Source organism: Cohnella sp. SGD-V74, assembly GCF_003001675.1.
Classification (GTDB): domain Bacteria; phylum Bacillota; class Bacilli; order Paenibacillales; family Paenibacillaceae; genus Cohnella.
Genome location: NZ_PVYW01000027.1, coordinates 64,989 through 78,016, shown reverse-complemented (window position 1 = coordinate 78,016; position 13,028 = coordinate 64,989). Strand labels below are relative to the sequence as shown.

Annotated in this window: 6 protein-coding genes; all 6 read right to left on the bottom strand. The window is 57.4% G+C overall.

Annotated elements, in window-relative coordinates:
* Window positions 1–41: 41 nt before the first annotated feature.
* Window positions 42–779, bottom strand: a complete 738-nt coding sequence (locus B0G52_RS30890) for a glycosyltransferase family 2 protein (RefSeq protein WP_094050280.1) — start codon at window positions 777–779, stop codon at window positions 42–44.
* Entirely contained in the window at window positions 776–1,873 is a 1,098-nt protein-coding gene (locus tag B0G52_RS30885; RefSeq protein ID WP_094050279.1) for a hypothetical protein, read from the bottom strand. Before B0G52_RS30885 ends, B0G52_RS30890 begins: the two co-directional genes overlap by 4 nt.
* 4 nt (window positions 1,874–1,877) lie before the next feature.
* Entirely contained in the window at window positions 1,878–2,723 is an 846-nt protein-coding gene (locus B0G52_RS30880; RefSeq protein ID WP_094050330.1) for a glycosyltransferase family 2 protein, read from the bottom strand.
* Window positions 2,724–3,021: 298 nt separating this feature from the next.
* Window positions 3,022–4,695 carry a M56 family metallopeptidase gene (locus tag B0G52_RS30875; RefSeq protein WP_094050278.1) on the bottom strand — a complete coding sequence of 558 codons (1,674 nt, stop codon included), beginning with the start codon at window positions 4,693–4,695 and terminating at the stop codon, window positions 3,022–3,024.
* Window positions 4,696–4,704: 9 nt separating this feature from the next.
* Window positions 4,705–5,058: a BlaI/MecI/CopY family transcriptional regulator gene (locus B0G52_RS30870; RefSeq protein WP_233163228.1), complete on the bottom strand. Its 354-nt coding sequence runs from the start codon at window positions 5,056–5,058 to the stop codon at window positions 4,705–4,707.
* A 190-nt stretch (window positions 5,059–5,248) separates the two neighbouring features.
* On the bottom strand, window positions 5,249–12,874 hold the full coding sequence (locus tag B0G52_RS30865; protein ID WP_143762677.1) for a WIAG-tail domain: 7,626 nt from the start codon (window positions 12,872–12,874) through the stop codon (window positions 5,249–5,251).
* Window positions 12,875–13,028 lie beyond the last annotated feature (154 nt).

Sequence of the window (13,028 nt, the reverse complement as noted above, 5' to 3'; positions counted from 1 at the left end):
GCGATACCTCCTCATGATAAGGGGCATAGACAGCCCTTTTTTTAGACAAACGCCCGAGGATCAAGCTGCCATTTATCCATAAACATCTTATAATTTCGTTCGACGAGCAGAGATTGCTCCAAAGAGCCTTCCCTCTTAAAGCTGGCGCTTCCTTCGTGATAGATCAATGCGTCGTGACAGACGATCAAGCCGAATCCGTGAAGCCTGGCTCGCAAGCAATAATCGTCGTCCTCGTAATGACCCGGCGAGAATCTTTCGTCCAGCAAACCGATTTTCTCCATCAGTTCCCTTCGGAAAACAAAGCACAGCCCAACAATCCGTTCGACCCGCTTCCGCTTCGCCGGATCCGACACGTTCACGGCTTCCGCGATTCTCTGAAACTCTTCCAGATCCTCGAACGGATAATGCACCTGCTGCGAGCCGCTGGCATAGTTCGTAACGGGGCCGACGATGCCGACGTCCGCGGAGCTATGCAAAGCCGACGACAGATTGGCGAGCCAGTTGCGCGTCACGACCGTATCGTTGTTCAGCAAAACGATCGTATCCCCGGAAGAGAGGCGCAGACCTTTGTTGCAGGCGATGGGAAATCCTTCGTTGCGCGGAAGAGACACGAGCGTCAGCTTTTCCCGCAAACACCAGGCCGCCGTATCATCCCGGGACCCGTTGTCCACGACGATGATTTCATACGGAAGATCGGTGTAGCGGCGAATCGATTGTACGCATCTCTGCAGCAAATCAAGACCGTTGTACGTCGGAATGATAATGGAAGCTTTGGTCATGTCACCCACTCTCCCAATATGCCTCGATTGCGCATCGAATCCGCGAAATGCATCCGATTCCCTCTGACGCCAAGCGCTTCTCTCCAAGCTTCGGCATGATCGCCGGCAACTTTCTTCCATCTTGAATCGGCATAATCCGGCAACGTCCCCGTTCGTACGAAGCCTCCCGTTCCGACTCGAAGTCCCTTCAGTATCGCTAGAGCGTGCGCCTTAACCGGCACGGACAGCGCGCCTGCGCCAAGCGAGTCGAGCGCTTGCCGGGATAAGGCGAACGGAAGCACGGACAGGGAATTGATCTTCAAATCCTCTCTCTTCAAGCTCGCGTTCAGAAACTCGTGCAGCCGCTCGATTGCTTTGCGGCGGCGGAACGTTCCCATTCTCGAGCCGAGATCGTTCAGGACGACGTCCAGCTTGCCGTCGCACTCCCATAAGAAACGTGCGAGCTGATCGGCCCCGACAGGCTGCTCCCCGTCGACGAACAGCACCGTGTCCGCTCCGGTTAGTTTAGCGCCCAGAGCCCGTCCGATATCGGGGTCCACCCGGTCCGGCAAAACGACGACGACCGCATTGCCGAACCCTCTCGCCAGCGCGAAGAGACTTTCGGTCGGTTGTCCGGCGACGATCACGATCTCGTGCAGCGGCAAAACCTCCAACTGGGACAGCGTCTGAAACAGCGCAGTCTCATTCTCTCCCGCGTACACGACGGCCGACGCTCTCATCTGCAGGGGGACCGGGCAGATCGCGGCGCGTACTCCCGATGCTTGCATAAATCCGGCCGCATAATGCTTGCCGCGCTGCAGCGTCAGCCGCCAATCCGCTTTTCTTCTCCCGCCGGCGCCCCGGAATCTTCGATTCCAACTCTCGTGAACGGCTTCGCGAAGCATCTCCGGCGAGCCGGGCTGACTTCCTCGCCAAGCCGTTCCGTCGTTTGCTCCCGCGGCATAATCGGCGTACGTTCCCGTGCGCGCGGCCGGTTTCCTCCTTTTGGAAGCGCCGGTTTTCGGGCGAAGCTTCCTGCTCCGGGAGGGACGAACCGTTCTCCTGCGTGCGGAAGGACGGACGGCTCGCTTAGTAGAGCGGCGCTTTTTCTTCATCTCGCTATCTCACCATCCCTCTTTGGCGGAAGCCGTCCTCGTATCCGCCCCTGAAGTCCGTATGCCTGAGCCACCAATGGATGGCTTCCAGATGGTCGCCTACGATGAGCGGCTCCAGAGAGTTCGTGCGTTCCCTTTTTAACCGCACAGGGTTGAGCTTGCCGACATTGACCGGGACGACTCGTTCCACTTTAAGCCCGTGCCGGATCGCCATCGTATGCGCAAGCGGCGGAACGGACAGCGCCGAGCAGCCGAAAGCCGACAAGGCGCGGCGGCTGATCGCATGGGGAATGGCCGTCATCGAAGCCCCGGCCAGATCCGGCCGCCCAAGCAGCGTGTTAAGGGCATGTTTGGCCAGGACGACGCCGTGCACGACAGGAAGGTCGACCGGGCCGGAATAATCGTTAAGCGCCACGTCCGTCCCTCTCGCCACCGCGTCGACGAACACTCTCAGCTTCGCGGCCGGGATAACCATATCCGCGTCGACGAACAGCAAAATATCTCCCATTGCTTCTCTTGCGCCGATCGATCTGCCGACGTCGTGTCCTAGCGGACGGTCGTAGACGAGCACCTTGGCTCCGCTTCTTCTCGCGATGTCCAGGGAACCGTCCGTCGAACCGTTGATGACGACGATCACTTCCGTATGCGGATGCACGCGAAAAGCTTCCCTTATTACCCTGCGCAGCGTCCTCCGTTCGTTCATGACCGGCACGATGACCGAAACCTTCGGCGCCTGCCACGGGTCTCCCGACAGATGAATCGGTTCTTGAGCGTCGAGATTCACTTGTTCGGCAGCCGCATGTCGGATCGGCCGTTTGCGTCCTTTACCCGCGAATTTCGGTTTGCGCATGCGGGAATTGCGTCTCCCGCCATGAATCGCCAATCCATTCACCCCCTCAGGTTCGGGCAAGGGTATACAAGACATAGTATGTGTGACAAGTTCGTGTGCCTCATCAATTGGCCTACTCGTGCATACTTATGGTATTTGCCCCCTTCATTCGGCGTTGCAATTTGTAAGGACCAATGGTTCGTTAACTGACCGCACTTGCTTGACACCGACAAAAAAATCCCCTCACTCAACAGTGTTGAATTCATGGTGTCATGAACTCATTTTTCACTGTCTATCGTAAGGGGATAGCAACCCGCCTTTATTTCATCGCGATAAAGTTAGGGAGATTTTTTTCAAGAACCTTCATTCTTTCCGAATAATCTTGTTCGGCATGAGTTTCCGAAAGTATATTGTTCGACACTAACAAGTCGTAAAATGATTTCAGCATCTGGGCTGATATAGCGGAGGTAATCATCATTCTTTGACCGTCGATCAGAACGGAAGATATTTTTTCAGGCTGTACAAGTTCAATCTGTACACCGTTCGTGTCGATGATGAAATACATTTCCTTTACGTTTTCAAACACCAAATGTTTTACTACTGCCCCGTTGGCCAAGCGAGTCTGAACCTCTTCCATTGAATAGCCCGGAATTGGATCATTGATCAGCAGCCATTTTGCAAATTCTTTTGCATCGACTTCATCTGTATCATATTTTTTCCAAACCGCGCCGTTATCTTTGCTTATCTGTACTGTGTTATCCATCATGACACGAAGATAGATTTCGTTGTCCATATAAACTGCACGATACTTGGAAGCCATTAGGCTGTCTATCAACTTCGGTACATCATATTTCTTGTTGAATGTTAAATCGTGCGGCATTAAATCTGTATTTGTGGCGCCTTGAGATAGTGCGGGCACTATTTCGGTAGTGATGGTCCCTTGATATAATGCGGGCAGTGCTTCGGCTGAAGGTTCGGCTATCTCGGCTATGGGATTGTCGACATCCGTTTTGTCCCATGCAGAAGTCGCGAAGACGAGAACGACGACGGCTACAAGCCCAATAGCGAGCAGCATCGTGGCGATCGTGATTTTCTTGGTTTTCATGATCGATATAATCCTTTCTTCGGTCGAGCTTTTGGAAAAGCTGCTAATCATCGGCGACAAACCGATTTTCTTTTCTTCCAAACGTACAAGTGCCCTGGCATAAGTAGTTTTCGTCTTTTCTCCGAATTTCCGTATGACCGTTTCATCGCAGAATAGCTCGATATCGCGGTTGGCAAGGATATACATGACCCATACTAAAGGGTTGAACCAATGGACGCATACGCTAGCGGCAAGAATCCATTTTTTGAGTGTGTCGAATCGCTTGATGTGCGTAAATTCGTGGGTCAGGACAAGCTCAAGTTGTTTCTCATCGTCATAATCTAAATTTTTCGGCAAGAGTACAACAGGCCGAAAAATACCGTAGGTAAGCGGAGTTGAGATACGATCCAGTTGCCTGATTTGAACATCTCGCCATAACAAATTTGAATGCTGCCATTTTCTTATAAAATCGTTTCTAATAGGCACAGCCATTTTGTAGATTTTGCGATATCTTAAATGCGGAATGATAAACAATAAAGCACATAACAAAAAACCAACTAACCACACCCATACAATGGGCGATATTTGTGAAGCCGTCTTCAATGGCACAATCGGCGCGCTCAGATGTTCTGTAATGGGCGGCATGATGACCGTAGTTCCATTAATAGATGTTGAACTTTCTGGCGAGGGAATCAATTTTGGCGATGTAAACATTCTGCTTACATGTTCCGCTGCCGTAAAAATGCTAAATTGCGATTGAACTGAAACAGGTACAAGCAATTGAATGACTGCAACACCCCAAAGAAACATAAAGGTCATTTTGGGCAGCTTGTGAATCAGCAAGGAACGTAAGAAAATAACCGCAAGAATAAAGACGGAAGCCGAGATGCTTATTTGAAGTAACGGCATTCCCTCACCTCATTCCAAACTATCGATTAGACGTTTTAAGCGGCTGATTTCTTCCGTCGACAGTCGTTTCTGTCCCAACAATGAAGCAATCAGTCTGTCGGGGGCGCCATCATACAATTTATTTATCAATTCCGTTGTTTCGTGTTCTTGCGCCTGCTCTCGTGTAACAAGCGCATGGCAGACGAAATTAGGCTCATGCCGCTCGATTACCCCTTTATCAAGGCATCTCTTGATGATGGTATACGTTGTTGTTTTACTCCAACCTACTTTTTCTTTTGTAATTTCTGCAATTCTCTTTGCGGGGGTATCGCCATCTCTCCACAAGATTTCCATAATATTAAGTTCGCTATCGAATAACTTCATAACCAAATGAATGCACCTCGTTCACAGTTGTTCTACTGCTGTAGAATCATATATTTACATTCTACTTGAGTAGAATAATTTTGTCGATAGAGTCCTGTAATTTCTCCGTATTGGCGGAGGAAAAAGTAAAACGGTCATTTCCCCCACAACGATGAAAGTGGGAAAAATGACCGTATGGTATGACTCGAAACTATGCATTTGCTTTTTGGCCTAGCGCAATCCACTGAATGGCTCCCTGCGGTTCAGGGCCCAATCTCGTTCTGAACACAATCAGTTCCGCTTCATGAGGACGTTTGGCGGCAAGGATGCAACTGCAAGCCGGATGATCAGACATCGCTACAAGCGTATAGGAATCATCGGAAAAAGCGATTGGAAACGGTATAATCAACCGCAGCGATTCTTTTCCGCCTTGGAAGGCATAAGTTTGGTTGCCGAACAGCACGCCCACTCCTGGCCAAGGACCTGCCACGGGAGGGAAAGCAAGCTTCTCTTCGCTTACGCTGCCGTCCGCCAGATGCTCACTCGTTATGCTCCCTGCTTCCAGCTTCGCTCCGCTTACGGTTCCGTCGGCCAGATGCTCGCCTGTTACGCTTCCTGCTTCCAGCTTAGCCCCGCTCACACTGCCGTCCGCCAGGTGCTCGCCTGTTACGCTGCCCGCTTCCAGCTTAGCCCCGCTCACGCTGCCATCAGACAGGTGCTCGCTCGTTACGCTTCCTGCTTCCAGCTTAGCCCCGCTCACGCTGCCATCCGCCAGGTGCTCGTTCGTTACGCTGATTGCCTCTAGCTTAGCCCCACTCACGCTGCCATCCGCCAGATGATCGCCCGTTACACTGCTTGCTTCCAGCTTCGCTCCGCTCACGCTACCATCAGCCAGATGCTCGCTCGTCACGCTGCCTGCCTCTAGCTTCGCTCCGCTCACGCTGCCATCCGCCAGATGATCGCCCGTTACACTGCTTGCTTCCAGCTTCGCTCCGCTCACGCTACCATCAGCCAGATGATCGCTCGTCACGCTGCCTGCTTGCAGCTTAGCTCCGTTCACGCTGCCATCCGCCAGATGATCGCCCGTCACGCTTCCCGCTTCCAGCTTCGCTCCGTTCACGCTACCGTCAGCCAGGTGCTCGCCCGTTACGCTTCCTGCCTCTAGCTTCGCTCTACTTACACTGCCATCCGCCAGATGCTCACTCGTAATGCTCCCTGCTTCCAGCTTCGTGCCACTTATACTACCATCTGCTAGATGCTCACCAGTCACACTGCCTGCTTCCAGCTTCGCTCCGCTCACGCTGCCATCTGCCAGATGCTCGCTCGTTACACTTCCCGCTTCCAGCTTCGCTCCGCTCACGCTGCCATCTGCCAGATACTCGCCTGTTACGCTGCCTGCCTCTAGCTTCGCTCCGCTCACGCTGCCATCAGACAGGTGCTCGCTCGTTACACTTCCCGCTTCCAGCTTCGCTCCGCTCACGCTGCCATCTGCCAGATGCTCGCCTGTTACGCTGCCTGCTTCCAGCTTCGTGCCACTTATACTACCATCTGCTAGATGCTCACCAGTCACACTGCCTGCTTCCAGCTTCGCTCCGCTCACGCTGCCATCTGCCAGATGCTCGCTCGTTACGCTTCCCGCTTCCAGCTTTGTTCCGCTCACGCTGCCGTCTGCCAGATGCTCGCCTGTTACGCTGCCTGCTTCCAGCTTCGTGCCACTTACACTTCCGTCCGCCAGATGCTCACCCGTCACGCTGCCCGCTTCAAGCTTAGCGCTGCTTACACTGCCGTCAGCCAGATGTCCGCTTACGATGCTGCCTGCTCCCAGCTTCGTGCCACTTACACTTCCGTCCGCCAGATGCTCACTCGTCACGCTGCCTGCCTCTAACTTAGCCCCGCTCACACTGCCATCTGCCAGATGCTCGCCTGTTACGCTGCCTGCTTCCAGCTTCGCTCCGTTCACGCTGCCATCCGCCAGATGCTCACCAGTCACGCTGCCCGCCTCTAGCTTAGCCCCGCTCACACTGCCGTCTGCCAAATGCTCACCCGTCACGCTGCCTGCCTCTAGCTTAGCCCCGCTCACGCTGCCATCCGCCAGATGCTCACCCGTCACGCTGCCAGCTTCCAGCTTCGCTCCGTTCACGCTGCCATCCGCCAGATGCTCGCTCGTCACACTGCCCGCCTCTAGCTTAGCCCTACTCACGCTGCCATCCGCCAGATGCTCGCTCGTCACGCTGCCCGCTTCAAGCTCGCGAGAAGCATCAAGCGGGGCCTCCGACGCCGTGATGTGCGCCTGCTGCAGCTGGTAGAGCCAATCGCGCACTTCCGGAGCGAGCTTCGATTCGCTGACGCTTCCGTCCGCCAGCTGCGTATCCGTAACGGATTGCGGCTTGAAGTGGCTGGAAGTGATCGTCTGCTCCCCGAGATGATAACCAAGAATCGAACGCGGAATGATGTGCGACGAGCTTACGCTTCTGGCTGCGATTTTCTCCCCGTTCACGGCTCCCGGCGCCAACTGTTCCGGTCCGATGCTGCCTTCCTGAAGCTTCCCGCTCGCGATAGAGCCGTCCGCCAATTGCTCCGTCCCGATCGCGCCGATCGCCAGCTTCTCCGTCGTTACGGCTCCCGAGGCGATCCGCTCCTCCGTAATATCCGCTCCCGCAAATTGCAGGTATTGGAACAACGGCGGAGACAGGTTTTCCACCGTGACCGCGCCCAGTCCCAGCTTCAACGTCGTCACCGCTCCGTCCGCAAGCCGTTCCGGTCCGACGCTGCCGTAAGCCAGCTTCTCCGACGTCACCGCTCCGTCCGCAAGCTTTCCGGTTCCTACAGCTCCTTCGGCCAACGACTCCGGCTGCACCGCGCCTTCGGCCAGTTGCTCCGTTCCGACGCTGCCCAGCGCCAGCTTCGCGGTCGTCACTGCTCCGTCCGCAAGCTTATCGCTCGTCACCGCGCCTTTGCCCAGCTTCTCGGAAGCTACCGAACCGTCCATCAATTGGCTTGTGCCCACGCTGCCTCCGGCAAGCTTATCCGTCGTCACGACCCCGTCGACCAGCTTCTCCGTCGTAACGCTGTCGTTAGCCAATCGGATTTCCGTTACCGCGCCAGCCGCCAAATGTCCGGCCGCAACGCTGCCGTAAGCCAGCTTCTCCGACGTCACCGCTCCGTCCGCCAGCTTCCCGGTTCCCACCGCGCCTTCGGCCAACGACTCCTCCTGCACCGCGCGTTCCGCCAGCTGTTCCGGTCCGACGCTGCCGTAAGCCAGCTTCTCCGTCGTTACCGCTCCGTCCGCCAGCTTCGCGCTTCCTACAGCTCCGTCGGCCAACGACTTCTCCTGCACCGCACCTTCTGCGAGCTGTTCCGGTCCAACGCTGCCATAAGCCAGCTTCTCCGTCGATACCGCTCCGTCTGCCAGCTTCCCAGTCCCTACGACGCCTTCCGCAAGCTTACCCGCCTGCACCGCGCCATCGGCAAGCTGCCCCGTTCCAACGCTGCCAAGCGCCAGCTTCGCGGTCGTCACCGCGCCGTCTCTCAGCTTGGAGGCCGTTACGCTGCCAGGGCTCAAAATATCTTCCGTAACGGAATTGAGCACCAGTTGACTCGTACCTACGCTGCTCCCCGCCAGCTTATCGGTCGTGACGATGCCATCCAGAAGCTTCTCGCCCGTAATGCTTCCGTCTGCCACCGCATCCGTGACGACTGAACCCGCGGCCAGATGACGCGCGCTTATGCTGCCATAAGCCAATTTCTCCGCCGAAATCGCGCCTTCCGCCAGCTTCTCTCCGGTTACCGCACCGTCGGCCAAAATCTCCGAGACGACCGCACCGTCCGCCAACTTGTTCGTTCCAACGCTGCCGTAAGCCAACTTCTCCGCCGTCACCGCGCCGTCCGCCAGCTTCCGGTCCGTCACGCTTCCTTCCGCAAGAAGATCCGACGTGATCGCGCCGACGACCAATTGCCCGGTGCCCACGCTGCCATAGGCCAGCTTATCCGTCGTTACCGAGCCGGCGAGCAACTTCTCGGCCGTTACGCTGCCGTCGGCCAGAATGTCCGACGTAACCGCACCCGCCGACAAATGCGACGTTCCGACGCTGTCGTAAGCCAGCTTATCGGCCGTCACCGCACCGCCGGCCAGCTTATCCGCCGTCACGCTTTCGCTCGCCAGGAGGTCTTCCGTGATCGCTCCGACCGCCAATTGCTCCGTTCCGACGCTGCCGATTGCGAGCTTCTCGGTCGTCACGGCCCCTCGAAGCAACTTCTCCTTCGTCACGCTGCCGTCCGCCAGTATCGCCGCGGTCGCCGCTCCAAGCGCGAGCTGCTTCGTCCCTACCGCGCTGTCCGCCAGCTTATCCGCCGTAATGGCTCCGTCCCGCACCTTATCGGCCGTTACGCTTCCGTCCGCAAGCGCGAATTCGCCGACCGCTCCTTCCGCAATTTGCCTCGCCCCCACCGCGCCGTACGTCAACTTATCCGCCTGTACCGAGCCCGAAGCCAGCTGATTCGCTCCGACTGCGCCGTCAGCAAGCTTCTCGCCGGTAATCGAGCCGTCGGCCAGTTGGTCCGCGCCCACGCTTCCCGGAGCCATTTTGTCCCCGGTTACCGCTCCGTCCGTCAATTTCGCGCCGGTAACTGCTCCGTCAGCCAGCACGGCCGCCGTTACAGAGGCTGCCGCCAACTGCTCAGTGCCGACGCTGCCGCCGGCCAGCTTCTCGGTCGTCACCGCGCCGTCGCTCAGCTTATCCGACGTAATCGCGGAATTGGCCAGCTTGCCGGTTGTGACGCTGCCCGCGGACAGCTTGTCGCCCGTCACGCCTTCGTCCGCCAGCTTTAAGCTCGTGACGGAACCGTCCGCCAGCTTCTCTTCCGTAATCGTCCGATCCTTGATGTGCACGGCGCTGACGGCGTTCGGTTCCAGCCTCTCCGCGTCGATGCGCCGCTCGCCGTTTTTGGCCAATTCGAGCAAATCCGGAGCCAAGTGGGAGATGGACACCGTTCCCTTGCGAAGATGGAAGCCGTGCACAGCCTCGGATTTCAGGTGCTTGCCGCTGACGCTCTCGATCTGAAGATGCTCCATGCCGACGCTGAGCTGGGCCAGCTTCTTGGAAGTCACGCTGCCGTCCGCCAGCTTATCCGCGGTAACGGCGGCGTTCTTGATCGCCGCTTCCTGCACGCTGCCGGCGGCCAAATGCCGCTCGCCGACCGTTCCCGCCCCGATATGCGCCGACTCGACCGATTCCCGCTTCAAGTGCGCTGAAGAAATCGATTGTTCCTGGATATGATGCTCCTTCACCGAGCCCGACGCGATTTTGCCTCCGTCAACGCTGTTGGCCGCCAGCTTGCCCGGACCGACGATACCGTCGTTCAAATGGAATTCGCGGATGCTTCTTTCGGCCAAATGAACGCCCAGAACGGCTTGCTCCGCCAGATGGCGGCTTTCCACCGTTCCCATGGCCAAATGCGGCGACTTGACCGAACCGTGCGAGATTTTATCCGACGTGACGGCTCCGTCCTCCAGGCTCGCGGATGAGACCGCCCCTTCGCTCAAGTGAGACTGCTTGATGGATTTCGGCTTCAGATGCTTCGAAGCGACGGCGCCTTCGGCCAGGGAGCGCCCCGTTACGGCTCCGTCTTGCAATGCTTTGTCGAACACCGCGTTCTCCGTCAGCTTGTCGGAGCCGACGCTGTCATCCGCCAGTTTGGCCGACGTCACCGCCAAATCCGCGAGCTTATCTGTGGACACGCACTCCGGAGAGAGCTTCAGCGAAGTGATCAAGTGATCGGTCAAGTGGTGGGAAAATACGGCCCGAATGCCGAGCTGACGCTCTCCAACGGCTCCTGGGGCAATGTTCTTCTCCGTCACCGCCTCGATTTGCAGCGAGGACGTGCCTACCGAACCGTTCGCCAGATGCGCGGCTTCCACCGCTCCGGCGCGGATATGCCTGCCGTCGACCGAATCCGCGGCCAGCGCGCCGCCGACCACCGATTCATGGCCGAAATGACGCGGCTTCAGCGCTCCCGCCGCCAACTGTTCCGACGTGACGCTATCCCCGGCCAAATGCTCCGTCTTGACGGAAGCTGACGACAGATGCCCGCTGCCCACGGAACGCTCAGCCAGCTTGTCGGAGGTTACGGCGCCTTCGGCCAGCTGCGTTGGTCCGATCGCTCCTTCCGAGACGTGGGCGGCTTGAACGGCGTTTTTGGCGAGTTCGCCCGAACCGACCGCGCCGTCGGCAAGATGAACTCTGCCGACGGATTGGGCGGCCAGATGGCGGCCGCTCACCGAGTCGTCCGCGAGATGGCGCTCTTCTACCGCCCCCTCGGCCAGCTTCTCGGATACGACGGCTCCCTTGGCGATGTGCCGCGACTGCACGGCCTCGTCCCCGATCTTCGCGGAGACGATGCTCTGGTCCGCCACCTTCGTCGACGTTATCGCTTGATCGACGAGCTTCAACGTCGTAACCGACTGATCCGCCAGCTTAGACGCCGTAATCGACTCGTCTTGCAGATGTTTGCTATTAACGGCCTCGTCCGCGAGATGATCGGCCTTTACCGTTGCCGGCCGAAGATGTTCGGATTGAACGGATGCGAGCGCCAGCTTGCTTCCGGCCACCGAGCGGTCCGCCAATTCCCTTGTCCCTACGGTTCCGTCCCCGAGATGCTCCGCCGCGACGGCCCGCGGAGCCAAATGCTTTCCCTGCAGCACGCCCAGCGCCACGTGATCGGCAACGATAAGTCCCTCGGTCAAGTGCTGGGACTCTATCGCTCCCCTTGCCACTTTATCCTTCGTCACCGCTCCGTCGCGCAGCTTCGATGTCGTCACCGATCCTTCGGCCAGCTTGGAGGTGTCTACGATTTCGTTGGCCAGATTCTCGCTGCGGATCGCTCCGCTGCGGATTTTCTCGGACGTGATGCTCTGATCCTGCAGCAATTCCGAAGAGATGACGGAGACGTTCAAGTGTTTGGACTGAATCGATCCTTCGGCGATTTTATCCGAGCTGATCGTTCTGTCCGCCAATTTCTCCGACGAGACGCTTCCGTCGCGAAGCTTCTCGCCTGTTATCGACCGATCGCGGATTTTCTGGCCGGAGATGGAGTTTTTGGCCAGATGGTCCCCGACAATGGATTCCGAAGCCAGCTTGGAAGACGTGACCGAACCGTCGGCCAGCTTGATCGCCGTGACGGAGAAGTCCGCCAGCGAATCGGTATGGACGGTATCGGCAGCCAGATGCATGGCCTTCACCGCGAACGGGGCCAGCTTCTCTCCCGTAATCGCCTCGTCCGCAACATCGTCGGTATAGACGATGGGCGCCGGACGGGAAGGCATCCTTTTCTCCTCCAGCTTGGCATGCCGAGCTTCCCGCTCTGCGGCCTCTTCCTCCTCTTGCTCCGGGGAACTGTCGTCTTGGGATACCGCCTCGCTCATCATCGCCACCAGCTCATCCGTGGACTGTACGCTTTCCGAACGCAGCGATTCGACGACCGCCACGATGTCCGGCGGCGACGCGGATTCCGGCAATTCGATCGCGGGAAGCAGCGCGGTCGCGATCGCTACGAGTTCATCCGTCTCCTCGGGGGTCGACGCGGTTTCCGCCGGCGACAGGCCCGCTTCATTCCCGGCTGCCGCCGGAACGTCGGCTGCGTCCTTTTTGGCAACGTCGCGTTTAGGCTTGTCGCCCGCTTGACTCTCCGGCGCGGCAACGGCCGATCCGTGCACGGCCATCCGCTTCGTCTTCGACTTTTGTATGTCATCCAGCCATTTCAGCTCGAGTTTGTTCGGATCGTCGACGTAGTACAGCGGCTTGCGCGACTTCGGAGATTTAGCCGTTCGTTTCTTTTTCATGTCCCTCTCCTTCCTGTTCATCGAAATCTTCAGTATCATATGCATTCACCCATGGGCGCGTCACGAGGATGGGCGTCCGTCCAGTTCCGTCTGCCGCATGATCCCCTTATTTCCGCGAGCTTGCCGTTAGGTTATAATGAAGAAACAATCGCAA

Excerpts from the sequence above, each read along its gene's own strand:
- B0G52_RS30890 (WP_094050280.1), bottom strand. The coding sequence starts at position 779 with ATGACCAAAGCTTCCATTATCATTCCGACGTACAACGGTCTTGATTTG.
- B0G52_RS30885 (WP_094050279.1), bottom strand. The coding sequence starts at position 1,873 with ATGAAGAAAAAGCGCCGCTCTACTAAGCGAGCCGTCCGTCCTTCCGCA.
- B0G52_RS30880 (WP_094050330.1), bottom strand. The coding sequence starts at position 2,723 with ATGCGCAAACCGAAATTCGCGGGTAAAGGACGCAAACGGCCGATCCGA.
- B0G52_RS30875 (WP_094050278.1), bottom strand. The coding sequence starts at position 4,695 with ATGCCGTTACTTCAAATAAGCATCTCGGCTTCCGTCTTTATTCTTGCG.
- B0G52_RS30870 (WP_233163228.1), bottom strand. The coding sequence starts at position 5,058 with ATGAAGTTATTCGATAGCGAACTTAATATTATGGAAATCTTGTGGAGA.
- B0G52_RS30865 (WP_143762677.1), bottom strand. The coding sequence starts at position 12,874 with ATGAAAAAGAAACGAACGGCTAAATCTCCGAAGTCGCGCAAGCCGCTG.